The sequence below is a fragment of the Streptomyces sp. NPDC046261 genome (genome assembly GCF_040646235.1).
Taxonomy (GTDB): Bacteria; Actinomycetota; Actinomycetes; order Streptomycetales; family Streptomycetaceae; genus Streptomyces.
Map to the genome: position 1 here is coordinate 272,022 of NZ_JBEYZU010000001.1, position 21,210 is coordinate 293,231.

Annotated in this window: 21 protein-coding genes; 12 read left to right on the top strand and 9 right to left on the bottom strand. The window is 69.0% G+C overall.

The window, feature by feature from the left end; genetic code table 11:
* Position 1: 1 nt before the first annotated feature.
* From ABZ956_RS01270 to ABZ956_RS01325, 12 genes are all read left to right on the top strand, one after another.
* On the top strand, positions 2-1,225 hold the full coding sequence (locus tag ABZ956_RS01270) for an MFS transporter (RefSeq protein WP_361885151.1): 1,224 nt from the start codon (positions 2-4) through the stop codon (positions 1,223-1,225).
* 47 nt (positions 1,226-1,272) lie between these two features.
* On the top strand, positions 1,273-2,904 hold the full coding sequence (locus tag ABZ956_RS01275) for an ABC transporter substrate-binding protein (RefSeq protein WP_361885153.1): 1,632 nt from the start codon (positions 1,273-1,275) through the stop codon (positions 2,902-2,904).
* A 10-nt stretch (positions 2,905-2,914) separates the two neighbouring features.
* Positions 2,915-3,916, top strand: a complete 1,002-nt coding sequence (locus tag ABZ956_RS01280) for an NADP-dependent oxidoreductase (protein WP_361885155.1) — start codon at positions 2,915-2,917, stop codon at positions 3,914-3,916.
* 90 nt (positions 3,917-4,006) lie between these two features.
* Positions 4,007-4,828, top strand: a complete 822-nt coding sequence (locus tag ABZ956_RS01285; protein ID WP_361885157.1) for a hypothetical protein — start codon at positions 4,007-4,009, stop codon at positions 4,826-4,828.
* A gap of 384 nt (positions 4,829-5,212) precedes the next feature.
* Positions 5,213-6,826, top strand: a complete 1,614-nt coding sequence (locus tag ABZ956_RS01290; RefSeq protein WP_361885159.1) for an ABC transporter substrate-binding protein — start codon at positions 5,213-5,215, stop codon at positions 6,824-6,826.
* Between the two features lie 142 nt (positions 6,827-6,968).
* Positions 6,969-7,898 (top strand): ABC transporter permease, encoded by a 930-nt coding sequence (locus tag ABZ956_RS01295; RefSeq protein ID WP_361885161.1) that lies wholly within the window; start codon positions 6,969-6,971, stop codon positions 7,896-7,898.
* On the top strand, positions 7,891-8,889 hold the full coding sequence (locus tag ABZ956_RS01300; protein WP_361885163.1) for an ABC transporter permease: 999 nt from the start codon (positions 7,891-7,893) through the stop codon (positions 8,887-8,889). The genes ABZ956_RS01295 and ABZ956_RS01300 overlap by 8 nt, the downstream gene beginning before the upstream one ends.
* Before the next feature lie 11 nt (positions 8,890-8,900).
* On the top strand, positions 8,901-9,959 hold the full coding sequence (locus ABZ956_RS01305) for an ABC transporter ATP-binding protein (RefSeq protein WP_361885165.1): 1,059 nt from the start codon (positions 8,901-8,903) through the stop codon (positions 9,957-9,959).
* Entirely contained in the window at positions 9,952-11,112 is a 1,161-nt protein-coding gene (locus tag ABZ956_RS01310; RefSeq protein WP_361885167.1) for a dipeptide ABC transporter ATP-binding protein, read from the top strand. Before ABZ956_RS01305 ends, ABZ956_RS01310 begins: the two co-directional genes overlap by 8 nt.
* A gap of 96 nt (positions 11,113-11,208) precedes the next feature.
* Positions 11,209-12,105 carry a hypothetical protein gene (locus tag ABZ956_RS01315; protein WP_361885169.1) on the top strand — a complete coding sequence of 299 codons (897 nt, stop codon included), beginning with the start codon at positions 11,209-11,211 and terminating at the stop codon, positions 12,103-12,105.
* Between the two features lie 70 nt (positions 12,106-12,175).
* Entirely contained in the window at positions 12,176-12,574 is a 399-nt protein-coding gene (locus ABZ956_RS01320; RefSeq protein WP_361885171.1) for a hypothetical protein, read from the top strand.
* Between the two features lie 38 nt (positions 12,575-12,612).
* Positions 12,613-13,212 carry a hypothetical protein gene (locus ABZ956_RS01325; RefSeq protein ID WP_361886616.1) on the top strand — a complete coding sequence of 200 codons (600 nt, stop codon included), beginning with the start codon at positions 12,613-12,615 and terminating at the stop codon, positions 13,210-13,212.
* Here the strand turns inward: ABZ956_RS01325 and ABZ956_RS01330 are convergent.
* The 9 genes from ABZ956_RS01330 to ABZ956_RS01370 all read right to left on the bottom strand — a co-directional run bounded on the left by ABZ956_RS01330 (position 13,196) and on the right by ABZ956_RS01370 (position 21,045).
* Positions 13,196-14,602 carry a DUF6177 family protein gene (locus ABZ956_RS01330; RefSeq protein ID WP_361885173.1) on the bottom strand — a complete coding sequence of 469 codons (1,407 nt, stop codon included), beginning with the start codon at positions 14,600-14,602 and terminating at the stop codon, positions 13,196-13,198. The genes ABZ956_RS01325 and ABZ956_RS01330 overlap by 17 nt on opposite strands.
* A 40-nt stretch (positions 14,603-14,642) precedes the next feature.
* On the bottom strand, positions 14,643-15,002 hold the full coding sequence (locus ABZ956_RS01335) for a hypothetical protein (RefSeq protein WP_361885175.1): 360 nt from the start codon (positions 15,000-15,002) through the stop codon (positions 14,643-14,645).
* Positions 15,003-15,138: 136 nt separating this feature from the next.
* Positions 15,139-15,999, bottom strand: coding sequence for an immunity 49 family protein (locus tag ABZ956_RS01340; protein ID WP_361885177.1), 861 nt, complete (start codon positions 15,997-15,999; stop codon positions 15,139-15,141).
* Positions 16,000-16,011: 12 nt separating this feature from the next.
* Positions 16,012-18,720, bottom strand: a complete 2,709-nt coding sequence (locus ABZ956_RS01345; RefSeq protein ID WP_361885179.1) for a hypothetical protein — start codon at positions 18,718-18,720, stop codon at positions 16,012-16,014.
* Positions 18,717-19,091 (bottom strand): DUF6507 family protein, encoded by a 375-nt coding sequence (locus tag ABZ956_RS01350; protein ID WP_361885181.1) that lies wholly within the window; start codon positions 19,089-19,091, stop codon positions 18,717-18,719. The genes ABZ956_RS01345 and ABZ956_RS01350 overlap by 4 nt, the downstream gene beginning before the upstream one ends.
* Before the next feature lie 176 nt (positions 19,092-19,267).
* Positions 19,268-20,071: a hypothetical protein gene (locus ABZ956_RS01355; protein WP_361885183.1), complete on the bottom strand. Its 804-nt coding sequence runs from the start codon at positions 20,069-20,071 to the stop codon at positions 19,268-19,270.
* Positions 20,068-20,601, bottom strand: coding sequence for a hypothetical protein (locus tag ABZ956_RS01360; protein WP_361885185.1), 534 nt, complete (start codon positions 20,599-20,601; stop codon positions 20,068-20,070). Before ABZ956_RS01360 ends, ABZ956_RS01355 begins: the two co-directional genes overlap by 4 nt.
* Before the next feature lie 26 nt (positions 20,602-20,627).
* A complete protein-coding gene (locus tag ABZ956_RS01365) occupies positions 20,628-20,804 on the bottom strand; it encodes a hypothetical protein (protein ID WP_361885187.1) in 177 nt (58 codons plus the stop codon).
* Between the two features lie 13 nt (positions 20,805-20,817).
* A complete protein-coding gene (locus tag ABZ956_RS01370; RefSeq protein WP_361885188.1) occupies positions 20,818-21,045 on the bottom strand; it encodes a hypothetical protein in 228 nt (75 codons plus the stop codon).
* Between the last annotated feature and the right edge of the window lie 165 nt (positions 21,046-21,210).

Below are 21,210 nucleotides of genomic sequence, written 5' to 3' on the forward strand. Positions count from 1 at the left end.
TGTGAGGACGGTCTGGCAGGACGCCAAGGCCCGCCGCATGCTGGGCGCCATCCTGATGTCCAGCCTCGGCTTCGGCCTGAACGTCCTCGCGCTCGGTCAGGTCCTCTTCGAACTCACCGGCAGCACCCAGGCGTTCGTGACGGTCCTCGCCTCCCAGGGCATCGGGGCCATCTGCGTGCTGCCGTTCTGCGGACCGCTGGTCGACGCCCTCAGCTCCACCCGCGTCTACATCGCGGCGGCGGCGGCCAAGGCCGCCTGCGTGCTGTCGATCGTGGGCATCACCGTCGCGCACACCGGCGACCCGGTGCCGTTCATCATGGCGGCCGCCGTCCTGCTGGCCGTCTTCGACAACGTCGAACGGGCCGCGCTGTTCAAGTTCACCGCCCACCACATCAGCAAGTCCGCCGTGGTGAAGTTCAACGCCGTCAACGGCATGGCCTTCCAGGTCGGCGTGGTCATCGGGATGGCCCTGCTGGGCGTGGTCCTCGCCTACGGCTCGCCCACCAAGGCGCTGCTGCTGAGCGTGGGAGCCTCCGCCGCCTGCGCGCTCGTCGCCTCGCGCGTACGGCTGGAGAAGTCGGAGAACACCCGGCCGCTGTCCGCCGCGCTGCTGCGCACCGCCCTGCTGGGCCTCCTCGGCGACTGGCGGCAGATGTTCCGCCAGTACCGCAAGGAGCTGGTCGTCTTCGCCATGGTGGTCACCTGCACGGCCGACTTCCTCTTCGCCAACAGCATGAGCACCCTGGTCGTGCCGCTGGTCGACCGGTTCTACGACGGGCGCAGCTGGTACATCTCCGCCCTGGAGGCCACCTTCGGCACCGGCATGATCACCGCCTCCTTCTTCACCTCCCGCACCGCCAGGCAGCGGCTGCTGCCCCTGTGGCTGGCGGTCCAGGCCGCCGCCGCGCTGCTGCTCTCCCGCACCGGGGAACCGGTGATCCACTTCGGGGCCTTCCTGGTGGCCGGCTTCGCCAACCTCAACAGCCTGGTCTGGCTGCTCGCCTCGCTGCAGCAGCACGCGGGCGAGGGCGACAAGGCCAAGATGGCCTCGCTGCGGCTGCTGGCGATCGGCCTGGGCTCGGTGGTGCTGATGCCGTTCGTGGGGCAGGCCGCCAAGGTCTCGCTCGGCACCGGCTATGTCAGCGTCGCCGCGATCATGCTGGTCTTCGCGCTCGGCAGCGTCTGGGTGGCCGCCCGCTTCCGGCCCCGGGCCACCACCGGCTGAACCCCCGGCCCCGCTCCGGACCGTACTCGTCAACCTAGGGAACACTGATGCTCACCCGACCCACGCTCGCCAAGCTGGCCGCCGGCGCGGCGGCGACCGCGGCCGCCCTTGTGACCACCACCTCCACCGCCGCCGCCTGTCCCCCCGGCAGCGGCGGGGAGCTGCGGGTCTTCGCGGAGGAGCCGGGACACCTCGTCCCCGGCAACGTCAACCAGAGCGAGAGCCTGATCGTCGACTCGGTCCTCTACAGCGGACTGGTGCGCTACGACCCCAAGACCCTCCAGCCGGTCAACGTGCAGGCGGACTCGATCACGCCGTCCGCCGACCAGAAGGTCTGGACCGTCAGGCTCAAGAAGCACCTGACCTTCCACAACGGCGAGCCGGTCGACGCCGACGCCTACATCAGGGCGTGGAACCACACCGCGTACGGCCCCAACGAGCAGGCCAACAACGACTTCTTCCGCAGCATCCAGGGCTTCGGGGACCTCCAGGCCGGCCCGGACCCGGACGGCAGCGGCCCGCTGCGGCCCGCCCCGCCCAAGGCCAGGCAGCTCTCCGGGCTGAAGAAGATCGACGACCGCACCTTCAAGGTCACGCTGAACGAGCCGTACAGCGGCTTCAAGGCCATGCTCGGCTACGTCGGCTTCCACCCGATGGCCAAGGCATGCCTCGCCGACCTCAGGGCGTGCGACGAGAAGCCGATCGGCAACGGCCCGTACCGGATGGAGAAGTGGGAGCACAACAAGGTCATCGAGACCGTCCGCTTCGAGCGCTACGCGGGTGACAAGGGCAAGTCCCGGCGCATCACCTTCAAGCTGATGGAGAACGTCTCGGACGGCTACGCGGCCTTCGAGAAGGGCGAGCTGGACGTCGTCCGCAAGCTGCTGCCCGGCGACAAGCTGCCCGAGGCCCGGCAGAAGTACGGCGCGAACCTCATCGAGGTCCCCATGGCCTCCCTGCAGCGGATCGCCTTCCCCACCTACGACGCGCGGTTCAAGGACAAGCGGGTCCGCCAGGCGATCTCCATGGCCGTCGACCGCAAGGCCATCATCGACAAGATCTACCACGGCGCCCACGTCCCGGCCGACGGCTTCGTCTCCCCGGTCTTCCCCGGCGCCCGCAGCTCCTGCGCGTACTGCGCGTACGCCCCGGACAAGGCCCGGCAGCTGCTGGCGGAGGCCGGCGGCTGGCAGGGCGGCAAGCTCGAGCTGTGGACCAACGCCGGCGCCGACCACCAGGTGTGGATGGCCGAGCTCGGCGAGCAGCTGAAGAGGAACCTGGGCATCGACTACGAGGTCAAGGCCGACCTGCCCTACTCGCCGTACGTGGAGAAGATCCACGCCAACGCGATGACCGGGATGTTCCGCAGCGGCTGGAACTCCGACTACCCCAGCATGGAGAACTTCCTGACCCCGCTGTACGGCAAGAACGGCTCGACGGCCGTCACCGGCTGGAGCGACCCCCGCTTCGACGAGCTCGTGGCCAAGGGCAACCGGGCCGCCACCCCCGCGGAGGCCGTCTCCTTCTACCAGCAGGCGGAGGACCTGGTGGCCGAGGACATGCCCGCCATGCCGGTCTGGTACGTCAAGGGATCGACGCTGTACTCGGACAAGTTCACCGACGCGGTCGTCAACCCGGTGGGCGGCGAGCCCATCCTCGCCAACTTCACGCGAAAGTAAGGTGTATGCGATGTCAGACCGGTTCATAGCCGTACATCAGGTCAGGGAGCCCAAGGGCGTGCCGAGCGCGGACGACTTCGCGTTCGTCCCCGGCGACATGCCCGTCGCCGGCCCCGGCACGGCCCTGGTCGAGAACCTCTACCTCTCCGTCGACCCGTACATGCGTGAGTGCATGAACGGCGTGTGGGGCCTGCACAACCCTCTTGAGGGGCGCTCGATCGGGCGGGTCCTTCAGTCGCACGACCCGCGCCTGGCCGTCGGTGACCTGGTCTTCCACCGCCAGGGCTGGCGCACGCACGCCGTCCTCACGCCCGAGGAGGCCCGCGTGCTGCCCCGCGCCGAGGGCGTTCCCCTCAGCGCGTTCCTCAGCGTGCTGGGCGGCACCGGTCTGAGCGCCTACGTGGCCCTGACGCGGATCGCCCGGTTCACGGAGGGCGAGTCCCTCTTCATCTCCGCCGCCGCCGGCGGCGTGGGCACCGCGGCCGGGCAGCTCGCCCGGATCCTGGGCGCCGGCCGGGTCGTCGGCAGCGCCGGCTCGGCGGCCAAGGTCAGGCACCTCACCGAGGACCTCGGCTTCGACGCCGCCTTCGACTACCACGACGGCCCGGTCACCGAGCTGCTGCGCAAGGCGGCCCCGGACGGCCTGGACGTCTGCCTGGAGAACGTCGGCGGCGATCACCTGGAAGCGGCGATCGACGTCGTCCGCCCGCACGGCCGCATCGTGTGGTGCGGGGCCGTCTCGACGTACAACAACCCCGAGGAGCCGCCCGCGGCGCCCCGCAACCTCTACGACGTGGTCGGCAAGAGCCTGCGGCTGGAGGGCTTCCTGGTGCGCGAATACCCGCACCTTCAGGAGGAGATGGAGTCCGTGCTCATCCCGCACATCCGGTCGGGACGGCTCGTGCCGGACGAGACGGTGGTGGACGGGTTCGAGAACGTGGTGGACGCCTTCCTCGGCATGCTCCGAGGGCAGAACACCGGAAAGATGATCGTCCGCACCGCGCAGGCGTAAGCCGCCGCGTGCTCCCGGACGCGGCAGGGGGAGGGGGATGCCCCCGCCCCCTGCCGCGTCCGGGCCGTTTTCACAGGGGAGAAGCCGAGGATGACCGCCAAGCCCGTCGTCGTGATCGTCGACGCCTACTCCACCGCGCGCCATCTCGTCCCGCTCTTCCGCGAGCGCGGCTACGACCTGGTGCACGTACAGAGCCGGCCGACCGTCCCCCCGGCGTACGCCCCCTCGTTCCGCCCGGCCGCCTTCGGCGCCAACATCGTGAGCACCGGTCCCCTGGAGCAGGTCCTCGACGCCGTCGCCGCCCACCGGCCCGTCGCCCTGCTGGCCGGGGCGCGCAGCGGCGCGGACACCGCGGACGCCCTGGCCGAGAGCCTGGGCCTGCGGTCGAACGGCACCCGGCTGGGCGCGGTCCGCCGGGAGCGGCCCCTCATGGCCGAGGCGCTGCGGGCCGCCGGGGTGCGGGGCGCCGGCCGGCTCCTGGAGCCCGGGGGGCCGGCCGAGTGCACGTACCACGTCAACACGGTGAGCCTGGACGGCCTGCACCACGTGAGCGACATCTGGACCTCCCGGCAGCCGGGGGAGGCCGGGGGGCGGGATCCGGTCAGCGGTCTGCGGCTGCTGCCCTGTCGCGGCCCCGAGCAGGACCTGATCGTCGAGGCCGGCTTCGCGATGCTGGACGCCCTCGGCATCCGCAACGGCCCGGCCCGCGTCGGCTTCGAGCTCGCTCCCGGCGGCCCGCGGCCGGTCGACATCGGCACCGGCATCTGGGGGGTGCTGCCCGTCCTGGCCCGGCAGGCGATCGGGGAAAGCCAGTTGGAGTGGACGGTGGACGCCCACGTCGCGCCGGAACGGTTCCGGATGCGCGCCGCGGGCGACTACGTGATCCGTCCCGGAGCCCTGGTCTGCCTCTGACGTGCGGAGCGGTGGACCGCTATCCGGATGGGGGAGTTCCGGTATAGGGGGCTTCGCCGCGGCCTGTCCGCATGGCGGTCAGCTCGCTCCGGATGTTGTGTTAACAGTCCGTTTCGCGGGTGTCTGTCTATGATCGCTTTGTCCGTATTTTGGGCGTGTGTCGGTGATCGCTGTGACCAAAGCGAGACCCTTTAAGTGTGGTTTACAAGGCGGTCGTACTTAATAGTTGGGTTCACTGAGCTCGGGTCAATGGGTCACGCGCTGTGGGGAGCGCCGACTCACGAGCACACTGAAGGTGCCGGTTCCGTCTCCGCTGTCAGGGGTGTCAGCGTGGGGCCGGCGCCTCTCTTGTAGCGAATAGTGGACTCTTGAGGAGGCATACCCATGCGCGGTGCCAAGAGCGCCAAGTGGGTCGCGGGCGCGATAGTCGTTGCGCTGAGCGCGACCGCTTGCAACGGCGGCGACGGTAAGAGCAGTTCCGGTTCGGGCAAGCCCGAGGGCTATGTGTCGGTCGACGTCGGCGAGCCGCAGAACCCGCTCTACCCGACGGACACCAACGAGACGTTGGGCCACTACGTCATCACCGCCCTCTACTCGCCGCTCGTGAACTTCGACGACAAGGGCAAGATCCACAACGTCGCGGCCGAGTCCATCACCACCGAGGACTCCAAGACCTGGACGATCAAGCTCAAGTCGGGCTGGACGTTCCACAACGGCGAGAAGGTCACCGCCCAGTCGTATGTCGACGCCTGGAACTGGGGCGCCAACATCAAGAACAACCAGAAGAACGGCCTCTGGTTCAACGACATCAAGGGCTACGAAGACGTCCACCCCGAGAAGGGCGACCCCAAGTCCGACAAGATGTCGGGCCTGGTGGCCAAGGACGAGACCACCCTGAGCGTCGAACTCACCCACGCCGTCCCGTACTTCCAGTACAAGCTCGGCTACGTCCCCTTCATGCCGCAGCCGAAGGCCTTCTTCAAGGACCCGAAGGGCTTCGGTCAGAAGCCGGTCGGCCAGGGCCCGTACAAGTTCGAGAAGTGGGACCACAAGAAGCTCATCCAGGTCGCCGCGTACGACGGCTACAAGGGCGAGGACAAGCCCAAGAACAAGGGCGTCCAGTTCAAGCAGTACTCCACCGTCGAGGCGGCCTACCAGGACCTCGTGTCGGGCAACCTCGACATGATCCGCCAGATCGGCCCCAAGGACCTGCCCAAGTACAAGTCCGACCTGGGCGACCGGGCGATCGACAAGCCGTACGCGGCCGTCCAGTCCATCGTCCCGGCCTTCTACAGCGAGCCCTTCAAGGGCGTCGACCCGAAGGTCATCCAGGGCCTGTCGAAGGCGATCGACCGGGAGACCATCACCAAGACGGTCCTCCACGGCACCCGCACCCCGGCCACCAGCTTCACCGCGCCCGGCGTCGAGGGCAACCAGAGCGACCTGGGCGTCGACGTCTTCAAGTTCGACCCGCAGAAGGCCAAGGAGCTCATCAAGGAGGGCGGCGGCGTTCCGGGCAACAAGATCTGGATCCAGTTCAACGGCGACGGCGGCCACAAGGAATGGGTCACGGCCGTCTGCGAGAACATCCGCCAGAACACCGGCGTCGAGTGCCTCGCCGACCCCAAGCCGGACTTCCAGGCCGACCTGGACCTGCGTGACCAGAACAAGGTCAAGGCGATGTACCGCGGTGGCTGGGTCGCCGACTACCCGCTGAACGTCAACTTCATGCGCGAGCTCTACCGCACGGGCGCCGAGGCCAACAGCGGCCGCTTCTCCGACAAGAGCATCGACGAGCTCTTCGACAAGGGCGACAACGCCAAGACGCTGGAGGAGTCGGTCAAGCTGTACCAGGAGGCCGAGAAGGCCATGGCGCAGAAGATGCCGGCCATCCCGCTGTGGAACTACCGGATCAACGGCGGCCACTCCAAGGCCGTGGACAACGTCAAGGTCGACTACCGCGGTGACTTCGTCATCACCGACGTCACCACCAAGTAGTCCGCCCACGGAGTAATTCCGATCCGGTCCCCCGCATCCCCCGCACTGCGGAACGGGGCGGGAAGGCACCGGGGGCCGCTCCTCCCACAGCACCGCTGTGCGCGAGCGGCCCCCGGCGCCGTCGTATCCACATGGAGGCACCATGGGGCGTTATGTCGCGCGGCGACTGCTCCAGATGATCCCGGTGTTCATCGGGTCAACCTTGCTGATCTTCCTCATGATGTACGCACTGCCCGGCGACCCCGTGCGGGCCATGTGGGGAGAACAGGCCATCGACGAGGCGCAGATCGCCTCGATCAAGCACGATCTGGGCCTTGACCTGCCGCTCTGGCAGCAGTACTGGAACTACCTCAGCGGCCTGTTCCAGGGCGACTTCGGCACCCAGATCGCCAGCCAGCGACCCGTCGCCGACGTCATCTCGGACGCGATCCCGGTGACGCTGCGACTGGCGCTGTTCGCGTTCACGTTCACGGTCGTCGTCGGCATCAGCCTCGGCGTGCTCGCCGGTCTGCGCGCCGACCGCTGGCTCGACAAGGGCGTGCTGTTCCTCACCCTGCTGCTGGTCTCGGTGCCGTCCTTCGTGCTCGGCTACCTCTTCCAGTTCATCTTCGCCATGCAGCTGGGCTGGCTGACTCCCACGGTCCAGAACTCCGAGGACTTCGGGCAGTTGGCCATGCCGGCCATCGTGCTCGGCTCCCTCTCGCTCGCGTACGTCACCCGGCTGACCCGGACCTCCATCGCCGAGAACAAGCGCGCGGACTACATCCGCACCGCCGTCGCCAAGGGCCTGCCCCGGCGCCGCGTCGTCGGCATCCACCTGCTGCGCAACTCCCTGATCCCCGTGGTCACCTTCCTCGGCACGGACCTGGGGGCCCTGCTGGGCGGCGCGGTCGTCACCGAGGGCATCTTCAACGTCCAGGGCATCGGCCGGGAGATCTACGAGGCCCTCAACCGCCACGAGGGGTCCACCGTCGTGGGCATCGTGACGCTGCTCGTCATCGTCTATCTCTGTGCCAGCCTGATCGTCGACCTTCTGTATGCCGTGCTCGACCCGAGGATCCGTTATGCCTGAGGCAATCGAGGGCTCCTTCGTGGACCCGGCTTCCATCGTCGGGAAGGCCGAGAAAGCCGAGAAGCAGAACGCCGAGGGCGCGAAGTCCCCGGCGCAGAACGGCGCTCCGGGCGGTGGCCGGGTCGGCAAGCCGCGCAGCCTGTGGAGCGACGCCTGGCGCGACCTGCGCCGCAACCCGCTGTTCGTCATCTCCGCGGTCCTGATCGCGCTGCTGCTGACGATGACCTGCTTCCCCGGCCTGTTCACCAGCGCCTCGCCGCGCAACGGCGACCTGACCGGCGCCTACCTCAAGGAGCCCGAGTTCGGGAAGGTGTTCTCGGGCGAGTGGCTCGGCTACGACGGCCAGGGCCGCAGCATCTGGGCGCGCCTGGTCTACGGTGCCCGGGCTTCGATCATCGTCGGGGTCGTGGTCACGGCCGCCGTCACCCTCTTCGGCGGCTTCGTGGGCATGATGGCCGGCTACTTCGGCGGCTGGATCGACAGCGTGCTCTCCCGCCTCACCGACATCTTCGCTGGCATCCCCTTCCTCCTGGGCGCCATGGTCGTGCTCACCTCGTTCGACGTGCGCACCGTGTGGGTGGTCTCCTCCGCCCTGGCCATCCTGGGATGGACCCAGATCGCCCGCGTCATGCGCGGCTCGGTGATCTCCATCAAGCAGCAGGACTACGTCATGGCCGCCAAGGCCCTCGGCGCCGGCACCGGCCGCATCCTGCTGCGCCACATCCTGCCGAACGCCATCGCCCCGGTGATCGTCGTCGCCACCATCGCGCTCGGCGGCTACATCTCCGCCGAGGCCACCCTGTCCTACCTCGGCATCGGTCTGGCCGACCCGGTCGTCTCATGGGGCATCGACGTCTCGGCGGGCAAGGACCAGCTGCGCAACGCGCCGCACGTCCTGCTCTTCCCGGCGCTGATGGTCTCCGTCACCGTCCTGGCCTTCATCATGCTCGGCGATGCGGTGCGCAACGCCCTCGACCCCAAGCTGCGCTGAGGGAGGCGTACGTGACCACCATCGAGAAGACCGCGAAGGTCCCCGAGCCCCGGCCGTCCGACGCCCCGGGCACCCCGCTGCTCGAAGTCCGCGACCTGCACGTGGAGTTCCACACCCGCGACGGCGTCGCCAAGGCCGTCAACGGCGTCAACTACACCGTCAACGCGGGCGAGACGCTCGCCGTCCTCGGCGAGTCCGGCTCCGGCAAGTCGGTGACCGCGCAGGCCGTCATGGGCATCCTCGACATGCCGCCCGGCAGGATCCCGCAGGGCGAGATCCTCTTCCGCGGCAAGGACATGCTGAAGATGTCCGCCGAGGAGCGCCGGAAGATCCGCGGCAGCAAGATCGCCATGATCTTCCAGGACGCCCTGTCGTCCCTGAACCCCGTGCTGAGCGTCGGCTACCAGCTCGGCGAGATGTTCCGGGTGCACCAGGGGCTGTCCAAGAAGGAGGCGAAGGCCAAGTCCATCGAGCTGATGGACCGGGTCCGCATCCCGGCCGCCAAGGAGCGCGTCAGCGACTACCCGCACCAGTTCTCGGGCGGTATGCGCCAGCGCATCATGATCGCGATGGCGCTGGCCCTGGAGCCGGACCTGATCATCGCGGACGAGCCGACGACGGCCCTGGACGTCACCGTCCAGGCCCAGGTCATGGACCTGCTCGCCGAGCTGCAGCGCGAGCTCAACATGGGCCTGATCCTCATCACCCACGACCTCGGTGTCGTCGCGGACGTCGCCGACAAGATCGCGGTGATGTACGCCGGCCGGATCGTGGAGACCGCGCCCGTGCACGAGCTGTACAAGCGCCCGGCCCACCCGTACACGCGGGGCCTGCTGGACTCCATCCCGCGCCTGGACCAGAAGGGCCAGGAGCTCTACGCGATCAAGGGCCTGCCGCCCAACCTGCTCAACATCCCGGCCGGCTGCGCCTTCAACCCGCGCTGCCCCAAGGCCCAGGACATCTGCCGCACGGACGTCCCCGTCCTGCAGCGGGTGGCCGAGCGGGACGGCGCGGAGCTCGACGGCCGCGGCAGCGCGTGCCACTTCTGGAAGGAGACGATCCATGGCTGAGACCGGCACGTCCGGTATGCCCGGCAAGAAGGACGAGGCCGCGACGCCGAACGTCTCCGAGGTGGAGGTCAGCGACGCGTCGACGACCGCCGAGGTCGAGGCCGTCCTGGACGCCCCCGTGGAGCGCGGCGAGCCGATCCTGCAGGTGCGCAACCTGGTCAAGCACTTCCCGCTGACCCAGGGCATCCTCTTCAAGCGGCAGGTCGGCGCGGTCAAGGCCGTCGACGGCGTCTCCTTCGACCTCTACCAGGGCGAGACGCTCGGCATCGTGGGGGAGTCCGGCTGCGGCAAGTCCACGGTCGCCAAGCTGCTGATGACCCTGGAGACCGCCACCTCCGGCGAGGTCTTCTACAAGGGCCAGGACATCACCAAGCTGTCCGGGCGGGCCCTGAAGGCCGTACGCCGCAACATCCAGATGGTCTTCCAGGACCCGTACACCTCGCTCAACCCGCGCATGACGGTCGGCGACATCATCGGGGAGCCCTTCGAGATCCACCCCGAGGTGGCGCCCAAGGGCGACCGGCGCAAGCGCGTGCAGGAACTCCTGGACGTCGTGGGCCTGAACCCCGAGTACATCAACCGCTACCCGCACCAGTTCTCGGGCGGCCAGCGGCAGCGCATCGGCATCGCGCGCGGGCTGGCGCTCAACCCCGAGATCATCATCTGCGACGAGCCGGTGTCCGCCCTGGACGTGTCGGTGCAGGCGCAGGTCGTCAACCTGATGGAGAAGCTGCAGGACGAGTTCAACCTCTCCTACATCTTCATCGCGCACGACCTGTCGATCGTGCGCCACATCTCCGACCGCGTCGGCGTGATGTACCTGGGCAAGATGGCCGAGATCGGCACAGACGTGCAGATCTACGACCACCCGACCCACCCCTACACCCAGGCGCTGCTCTCCGCCGTCCCGGTCCCCGACCCGGACGCCCGCGAGGGCCGCGAGCGCATCATCCTCACCGGCGACGTCCCGTCCCCGGCGAACCCGCCCTCCGGCTGCCGCTTCCGCACCCGCTGCTGGAAGGCGGAGGACAAGTGCGCCGAGGAGGTGCCGCTGCTGGCGGTGCCGGAGGTCTTCACCGGCCTCGACACCCCGGCGGCGCACGAGTCGGCGTGCCACTTCGCGGAGGAGAAGCAGGTGGTGGGGGCGGCGTAACGGCGTCGCTCCAGCAGCGGGGGCTCTTCGCCGGCACGGGCCGGCGGGGAGCCCCCGTCGTCGTGCGGGGGGCGTGCCGGAGGTACGTTCATGATCATGTCGCAAGAGAACTCCCGCACCCGTCCCCGCACCCGCTTCCGGATCCTGTACGTCACCGACCTGGCCTACGAGGCCAAGGGGCGGCGGTACTGCGACGAGGACATCTTCCTGACGTCGCGGCTGCGCGAGGACTTCGACGTGGCGCTGTGCCACCCGCTGGACGCGGCGGCGCTGATGGAGACGGGTGCGTACGACGTGGTCGTGGTCCGCAACAGCGGCCCGGTGCTGCACTACGAGGCGGCGTACGAGGACTTCCGCGCCCGGGCCCTGAAGAACGACGTCCGCGTCTACAACCAGCTCACGGGCCGGGCCGACATGGCCGGCAAGCAGTACCTCCTCGACCTGAGCGCGGCGCAGTACCCGGTCATCCCGACGGTCGACCGCGCCCAGGACCTGGCCCGCCTGCCGGAGGTGGCCGAGTACGTGGCGAAGCCCAGGGCCGGCGCGGACTCGATCGGCCTGCGGTTCGTGGGGCGGGCGGAGCTGGCGGCCATGGAGGAGGAGTCCTGGGACGGCATCCTGGTCCAGCCCAGGATCGACTTCCGGTACGAGGTCTCCTTCTACTTCATCGACGACGCCTTCCAGTACGCGCTGTACGCTCCGGACCCGGCCCGCCGCTGGGTCCTGGAGCGCTACGAGCCGACGGCCGACGACCTGGCCTTCGCGCAGCGCTTCATCGACTGGAACGCCATCGACCACGGCATCCAGCGCGTCGACGCCTGCCGCGCGCCGGGCGGCGAGCTCCTCCTGGTCGAGCTGGAGGACCTCAACCCGTACCTGTCCCTGGACCTGCTGGACGAGGCCACGCGCGAGGCGTTCGTGGCCAACTTCGCGTCAGCGCTGAGCCGTTGCGCGACGACATCCGGTGGCGTTCGGTCCGGTACGGACGGTTGAACACCCTCTGGTGTGGTTGATCAAGGTCGTGGTTGTCTCGGTCGAGTCCTCCAGGAGAGAAGGAAAGACCATGAGACGTCTCGTCCGTACCCTGGCCCTGACCGGAGCCGCCGGCGCCCTGACCCTGCTGACCGCCCCGGCCTCCCAGGCGGCGCCGTCCGCCGCGTCCGCGTGCGTCACCGCCACCGAGACCCAGTCCTACGGCCGCGGCGAGATATCGCTGTGCCCGCAGAGCGACGGCACCACGCGCGTCACCGGCTGGGTCGAGGACCTGCTGCCGGGCTCGTGGACCGCGCCTGACGGCGCCTGCGCTGGCTGGTGGGTCCAGATGGGCGAGAAGAACGGCACGATCGGCCCGATGGTCTGCCCGCACTTCTCCTCGACGCACAAGACGGTGAACAACTTCGACTACACGGTCAAGTTCGATGCTCCGGTGACGGGCGCGAAGCTGGGCGCGTTCCGCATGTAGGGATCCGACGGGCTCCGGTGGGAGAAAATCAACCCATGATGGACGTGCCGGGGCTGCTCGAATCCGCCGGTCTGCTGGTGCCCGAAGCGGTGGCCACCGAAGACGACCTCACGGTACGGGACGTCTGGGACCACCTGATCCACGACGAGTGGGACACCGCGATCGATCTGCTGCAGGAGCTCGGCGAGGCCCGCCCGCTGCCTCCAACATTCTGGGAGGCGCTGGCCGGCGCCGCCGAGCAACTGCGCATGGAGCGCAGCGCCGCGTGGTGTTGGTGGCGCTGCGCGGAGATGCGCAAGGGCGTGATCCGGGCGGACTTGACGCTGAAGCCCGCAGGGGAGACCCGGCGCACGCTGCCGATGCCGGGCGCCGGCATTCTGCGCCCCATGTGGAACATCGGCCACCACTCACCCACGGGCGGACGGTCCGTCAGCATCGCCGCCCTATGGGTGGAGGGCAGGCCGTTCCTGGAACCCGGCGGCAGCGCCACGGTGCGACTGCTCCCCTTGACCCCTGCCCACTGGCAACACCTCGCACCCGGCAGGCAGATCACCATGCACGAGGACCGGACGGTGGCGGGCACGGCGACCATAGTGGAGATCCACCCACCGGTGGCCTTCGTCAGTTCGCCGGCTTGACCTTGAGGTGGGCGGCGAGCTGCTCGAGGACTGTCCATGCCTGGGCGTCGGTGCCGTCGCCGAGGGGGTAGTGGAGGGCGGACCCCAGCTCTATGGGCCGGAGGTCGAGCGGTGGGCGGCGGGCGTGGTCGGGTCCGATGCGGCGGACGTCCGTGGCGCCGAGGGTGAAGGAGAGAGGGACGGGCGGGGCCTCGAAGTGTGGGGGGACGGTGAGGTCGCGGCGGCCTCGGCGCAGGGTGGCGAGCATGGAGACGAGGCCGTGCTCGTCGGCGAGGGTACGGGCGAGCGGCTCGACCGCGTCGAGTGGCGGGGCCTCGTCCTCGCCGTACCCGACGGTGAGGGTGATGTCCTCGGCGACGCCGTTCCCGGCGCGGGTGATGCGGTGGCCGGCGAGGGCGGGGCGGCCGGGGTGGCCGACGGCGAGCAGGTGGGTGGGCTCGGGGGACCGTTCGCGGGCGAGGTCGGTCAGTTGCTGTGTCGACCAGGGCAGGTTGATGGGCTCTGCGGTGCCCCAGCCGGCGGGGGCGGCGCCGGTGAGTGCGGTCCAGGCGGTCTGGAGGGCACGGCCGAGAACGAGGCTGTCATCGGCCTGCTCGTGCAGCACCCGGAACGCGACGACGAGCTGCCGTTCGGTGGCGAGGGCGGCCCCGGTGAAGGCGTCGGCCGCCTGGGCCTCGCCACTCTCGTCACGGGCGGGGGTGAACGTACCGTCCTGCCAGTGCAGCACGGCCCCGGACAGCCCGTCGTAGTAGCCGCAGTCGGCGTCCTGGACGACCCAGCGATTGGGCGCGCCGGCGAGGGCGGCCCGCAGGGGGAGGCTGAGCCGTACGTGGGGCGGCGTGACGATGTGCAGGGCGAGGCCGCCGGCGGTGACCGTGCGCAGGACCTCGGACAGCCAGGCGTTGAGGGCGACGACGGGCCGGTCGGCGAGGACGACGGCGGTGGAGCCGGTGAGGACGTCGATGGCGAGCCCGGCCTCGGCGGTGGAGGGGTGGGCGGTGGCCGTGTCCGTGGAGATCTCGACGACGTCGACCGAAGCGGCCTCGGCGGGCCACACGGCCCCACCGAGCAACGTGGTCAGCCGCCCCGCCACGGACCCGGCGAGCGGCACGGCCTCGGGCAGCGCGGTCGAGGCCCGGACCTCGGTCCACCAGTAGGGCACCGGCGGTGCCTCAACCCCGTCCCCGAGCAGCCGCTCGGCCTCCCCGGCCACGTGCACGAGCAGCGGCGCCTCGACGGACACAAGCGGCCGCCCATCCCCCGCCCGCAGCTGAACGACGGCCCCCTCATTGACCCCGGCCGCCTCCACATCGGGCCCACCCGCGTAGAGCCCGGCCACCACCGCCCAGGAGTCGGGCATCTTGGGAGTGAGGGCTATGACGTCTTTCATGTCTCTCCTGGTGGGTGGGGATGGGGCGGCGGCACCGGCGTCAGGGATGCGGGTCGATTACATCGCGCTCGACGAGCCATTCCTTCAGCCGGTCAGGACTCAGCAGCGGCATCGCACCGTCCCATTGATCCCAGTCCAAGCGGCTGTCCAGGTGGTATGTCAGCACGCCGACCACTGCGCCCATCTCACCCCGGACCGTGAAGCTGACATCTCCCAAGCACATGCAGCTGAAGGGAGCGCCAGACGGATCGATCTCCAAGAGGCCCGCCAGTTCGGCGACCTCATTGACACCTCCGACCATGACCGACCGCTCGTCTCCCGTTGGCCACCGAGGGGAGACCTCAATGGAACGGGCTGCTGCCCACAGGGCATCGACCGGTCGCAGCCCGAACGTACTCATGTTGGTCATCTTCCCGCGCCCGGTTCGCCGGGCCGCCGGATGGGGCATTTGATGTCCACCTCATCCGGCGTGGGCGGATTCAGGCCGTCCAACGCGCCGAGCGCGGACCAGGCCAGCAGCACCATCCGTTCGGACGTCAGGTCGGGAACTCGCCCACCCAGCCTCGTGTGAGCAGGTGCTTGGGGAGGTAGTCGGACTCGACCTCGATCGGACGGCCCGCGTCATAAGCCAGGCATGCGATAGCGAGGGGTCCAATGGCTAGGTAACCGGCGACGCTGCGCTCCCTCGCCTCATTCGCCGTCCAGTACGCCTTGTGTGCTTCCAGCGCCTCCGTCAGAGCCTGATTGAAGCCGTTGTGGTCCTTGCGCAGGAAACGGTAGAACAGGTTGATCGGCTGATAGAGGATCTTGTTCAGCAGGTCCTGGTCGGTGATTTGCGCGATATCTGGGTGAGACTTCTCGATCGCCAAAGTCAGCTTCTCGACCAGTCCCTGCCGCTCCAGCCAGTAGGTCTGGAGTGAATCCACCCAGTGGTAAATGTACTCGTCGTACTCTGCGTCTGCCGCCCGCAGCAAGTCGATCGGAATCTCACACAGTTGAGTCATGCGAGTCTGATCGCGGCAGATCACTGCAAACCAGAAGGCAGTCAGCCAATTTCCTGCATCGGCGTACGGCTGTGCTCCCATGGCTTGGATGGTCCGCATTTCATGGTTGATGCGGCACTCCACGGTTCCTTCGGTCGTGCCCGCGGAGGCGAACAGCGCGGATCCGATCTGCATGGCGGAGACCACGGCTTCCCATGTGTCGATTTCCGATGCATCGGGATCGACCGCGCAGCGCGCCTGCACGTGTGTGAGTGCCTTGTCCAGTGCAGCGTCGAACATGCGGGGGGAGCGCTCCAGCCGCCGAACGGTCCTGGCCACCCCTTCACCCAGCGCCCGTGCGTAGCCTTCGTCGTCGGGACCGGGACGGCCATGCCGCTGTACCTTCACACTCACCGTCGTCTCCCATCAACGAATGTCGAACTTCTGCATGGTGTAGCCGGCGTACTGGCCGGCGTTGGGATTCCCCTTGACGAGAATATAGTCCAATTTGCCGTCGTCGAGGGCCTCCTCCAGTGCTTCTGCCAACCGGAGCTCGTTGGGGTTCTCGCGCCCTCGTTCGGTCATCTCCCGGATGATGTCCATGAAGTATTCTCTGGTCCCCTGCATCACGCGTCGTCCGCTCGGCAGGTTGCGGGCACCCAGATCTGTACGGGTGCTGCTCTTCGCTTCCACCACCACATAGCCGCCGTCCTCGCGCAGCCAGACCTGATCGAATTGGTCATTGCCATTCAGTGGGCCGTCGAGCGTTTCCATTTTCGCATTCGGATAATGCTCGGGGATCACATGATGCTGGGCTATGGCCTCGCCGTATGCTTCGCTGGCCTTCGACATGTCCCTGTGCAACGGCTTGTGTGCGGCTTCCGCTGCATGAACCGCCGCCTCGTTCGCCGGACTGCCGTCCGCTTCGAATGCCTCCCTGGCGTGCTTGAGCTGGTCTTCGGCCAGCTTGTCTGCGGCTATCGCGGAATGTCGCGTACGAGATGCGTCGTCGAGGGCATTGATGGCCTGGGTCGTCGCCGTCTCGCGACCTCGTTTAAGAGGATCGCCTAGGTATTTCTCGGGAAGTGGCGGCGGCGCGTCGGACACCGAGACCCATTTATTCTTCGCACTGTCCCACACCAGTTGCGGCGGAACCGTGCCGCTCTCGTCGTACCTGTTGAGGCGAATCCGGTTGCCGTTGTTCTTGTAGTACCTCTCGAAATACCCGGCTTCGTTGTTGGCCCGGTCGACCTGCTTACGCATGACCTCTTCAGGGGTCATGCCGACGTATGGGTCGTGGGCCGCACCACGGCCATTACCGGCCTCATGGCTGCTGTGGCCACTGCCGGTCCCGCTGTCGCTGTGTTCAGGGCCACCGGCGTGGGTACCGCTTTCGGCGCCGTGACTCGTCCCATGGTCGGGGACATGACCGGCGTCATGCGCGCCCGAGCCCGCCACATGGCCCGCGCCGTGTCCATTGCCTGCACCGGTGTCCCTGGGCCTCGTGGCGTCGGTGCCGTTGTCTGCGCCATGAGAGATCCCGCCTCGCTCCGGGATACCGCCGCGCGGCGGTTCATGGCTGGCCGACGGCCCTCGGCCCAGGTCGTGTGCCGCGCCACCAGGGACGTGGCCACCCGCGCCGCCGCCCGGCGCGTGCCCCGCCCCGCCGCCCGGCGCGTGCCCGCCCGCCGGTATGTGCCCGCCGCCGCGGGCGGCGACGCCTGCTGGGACGCGGTCGTGCTCCGACACCGTGGAGTGCGGCCGCTGCCGCTCTGCGGCCTCGGCGGCGGAACGTTCCGCCGCCGAGAGTTCCTTCTTCGGGGGCGCGAGCTCCTTGCCGTGTTCGTTGAAGAACTTGCCGCTGCTCTTGTCGAGGTAGACGACCTTGTTCTTCGGGTCGAGGAACGGGACCGCGCTCTCCGGCACGTTCGCCGGGCGAGCGGGCAGGGTGGCGGCGGCGCCGGATTCGTCCGTGACCTTGAAGGCGCCTTCGGCGAGGTGGATCGTCGAGCCGACGCGGAGGTTTTTGAGGCCCGACATCAGGTCGCCGACCTTGACGAAGGTGATCTTGCCGGCCTTGCCCACGTACGTGATCGGGTCGACGATCCGGCCGGCCTTGCCCAGGGTCGAGAGGGTCTTGGCGACCGCGCCGCCCTTCGCCGCCGCACCCGAGCCGCCTGTGAAGACGGTGGTGAGGACGTTGAAGGTGACGCCGCCGGCGGCTCGGGCCGGGTTTTTGCCCCATTGGTCGTAGGCGACGAGGGCCTTGCCGGTCTCCTTGACCGCCGTGCGGGAGTCCCGCAGCCACTTGGGCAGCTTGTCGTCGGGGGCCATCCAGTACGCGGCTGCCAGCGGCGTGGTGGAGATGAAGATGCCGGTGGACAGCTTGGCCAGGCCCGTCCACGCCTGGCCGGCCTTGTCCCAGCCCTCGGTGCCGACGAGCGTGCCCAGGCCCTTGATCGTGCCCCAGACGCCGTCGACGATGAAGCCGTCCCAGACGAAGCTCTTGACCTGGTGGCCCAGCCACGCGAGGCCGGTGTACTCGCGCTCCGCCATCGACCCCCAGGGCGTCTTCTCCGCGTGGTTGAGGTCCTCGGCCCGGTAGCCGTACATGTTGTCTTTGTGCGAGCCGTCGTCGACGATGAGCGGCTTCCCGCCGACCAGCGCGACGATCTTGTCGTGGCAGGTGCGCTCGGCCGTCTGGAAGGCGGTCACGGTTTCGTTGACCCCCCGCCACAGCTCGTTGTTGCGGTCGACCTTCTTCTGGTCCTTGCGCCAGTCGTCGTCGCCCTGAATGCTGTTGACGAAGTCGATGGCGTCGGACTTGAGGTTCTGAAGCCTCGTCGCCAGCGGCTTGACCTCGCTCGCGTACGCGCTCAGCGCGGCGGTCACCTTCTCCAGGTCGTCCGCGAACGCGTCCGACTTCGTCTCCACCGGCTTGGTGGTGGCGAACAGCTTGTCCGCCTCCGGGGCCTTGTAGCAGGCCGACAGCCCCTGGAACGTGGAGTGCACGGACGCGCCGGACTCACGGAACAGCTTGGCGTCCGCGGCCAGGGCCTTGGTCTCGGTCTCCAGGGTTTCCAGATTGCCGGTGAACTGCGGTATGCCCGTGGGAACGATGAGTTTCTCGCTCATTTCTTCCCCTGCCCCGGCATGTCTATCTTCGGCTCCTCCAGAGCCTTGCGGTGCGCGTCCTCGGCCATCTTCAGGTCGCCCTGGACGTATTCGTCGGTGGCCTTCTTCGCCCCGTTCAGGGAGTTGGCGGTGCGCTGCGCCACGTACGCCAGCTGCGACTGCCACTCCTTGCCGAATTCGGCAAGGGCGGCCCCGACCGGGCCCGTCGGGGCCGCGCCGCAATACATGCCGCTGATCGTCCCCGCCGCGCCGGCCGCGGCCGGCAGGGACTTCTGTACCCCCTGGCCCGCCTTCGACAGCCCCTCGGCCGCCGTCGCCGCCTTGCCGAGCACGCCGTACACGGCACCCGGCCTGATGTCCCAGCCCGTCATGGAACGCCCCCCTTCCCCTCCGGCCTCGGCCGACCGATGACCGGAACCCGACATCCCGGTTCGGTGGTAAACCCCCGTCACATCAGCCCCACCGAACCGCATTCATGTCTACAGAAAGAAGATGTGATACGCAAACATGTTCGGAAAGGCGTGTCACGTCCGCGCCGACGGGCCCCTCACCGCAGCACCACGTACGCCACCGCCGGGTACAGGGCCGTGAAGGCCCACAGGAAGCAGTTCAGGCCCATCACCGCCGCGCACGCCAGATGGAAGGCGGCCCCGAAGGCCAGGAACGCCGGCAGCCAGGACGCGGGCGCCACCAGGACCAGCGGGAAGAGGGTCTCCGAGACGCTCAGGCTCCGGGAGAGCCACCTCGCGGCCGCGGGATGTGCCGTCAGCCGCGCCGCCACCCACCGGTGGCCGTAGCAGCGGGTGCTCAGGACGCCGGTCAGGGCCGTGCCGTCCAGCCATACCGGCGAGGTCACCTTGTAGATCCCGGAGGCGAAATAGGCCAGGCACGCCTGGAGGGCCAGGAACCACAGGCCCGTGCGGGCGGCGGTCGCGGTCGGGTGGACGGACACCAGGAGCAGGACGCAGAAGGTGAGCTTCAGGATCTGGTCCGCGCCCTCGCCGCCGTACACCCCGCGCAGGCCCAGCGCCATGGAGCTCGCCACCACCACTGCCAGCAGGGCCACGTGGGCCGGGCCGTGCACGGCCGCCGGGATCAGACAGGTCGCCGCCGCGGCGCGTACCGCGACGAGGTACAGGACCGCGGGGTAGGCCACCACCGGAGTCAGGAGCGTACCGGCGAGGCCCACGGCGTAGCGGGGGTGGCGGAGCCGGAGGACGGGCCAGGCGGCGAGGGAGGTGTCGGTCAGCGTGCGGGGGCGGGCCAGGCACTCCAGGGACGACACCAGGACGCCGACGGCGGCCAGCGTTTCCACCAGGCGCAGGGCCGTGTGCGGTGCCAGGGGGCTCATCCGGCCGTCCCGGCCACCTGGTGGGCGCGGGAGAGGAAGACGCCCTCGGGCGGCTCCGCCGGACGGTGACCGGCGGAGCGGGCGATCAGGAACTGCACCTGCGCTCCTTCGGCGGGTTCGACCAGCGTCGTCACGTGGTGGAGCACCAGGAGATAGGGCACCGACAACGCGGTGGCCGGGTCGGCGCACCCGGGATCGGTCCTGGCCAGCGTCGTGCCCAGGTCGAACAGGTGCTTGTGGTGGCGGCGATCCGGGTTCCAGACGGCGTTCCACCAGTGGCGCGGCTGCCCGGGCGTCACCTCCCGCCATGCCCCGAACGTCCCGCCGTGCGGCCGGGTCCGGATCAGGAGGTGGTAGTCATGGGTGCCCGGCCGCGGTGCGAAGAAGTGGTAGCGGGGGATGAGGCCGAACACGTCGAAGCGGTGCTGCCACGCGGTCAGCCTGGGGGCGACGGGGCCCAGTTGGGCCAGCGCGGAGAGCAGCGACCACACGGCCAGGACCGCCGTCACCGTGGATTCGTACGGATCCATCCCGCCGAACCGCCCCGCCCGCCGCCTCAGGCCCGCAGCGCGTCCCGCCGCGCGCGCAGCAGCTCTGCCGCGCTGGCGTGCGGGACGACGTCGGCGGTCACGGCGACGCTCGTCGCGCCGGCCTCCAGCGTCTCGTCGAGGAGGACCACGAGCCGCTCGTCGAGGGCCGGCGCCATCGTGATGTCCCACGCTTCGCTGTTCATCGTCGCCCTCCTTTCAGGCCCGCAGTGCCTCACGCCGTGCGCGCAGCAGCTCTTCCGCGCTCGCGTCGGAGGCGACGCGTGCGGTCACGGGAAGGGCCGGGCCGCTCACCGCGTGGTCCGCGTCGAGAAGGGCCAGCGCGAGCGCGAGAGCGTGCGGCGCGGCCCGGTCGATCTCCGGCGGTGCGGCGTCCATCGCCGCGGCCACGTCCAGGAACCCGTCCATGTCCCTCCCATCGTTCATGTGTCCATCACTTCATTCCTACCGATGGCGCATATTCCCCGAAAGGGGAGTACGGGGGCATCCGGGGGGCGGCCCGCGGCGGGCGCCGCTCGCGCATACGGGCGGTTTCTCGCCCCATGCGCCTTCGGTGTGCCCCGACGAGTCACCTCATAAGGTGTTATTTGG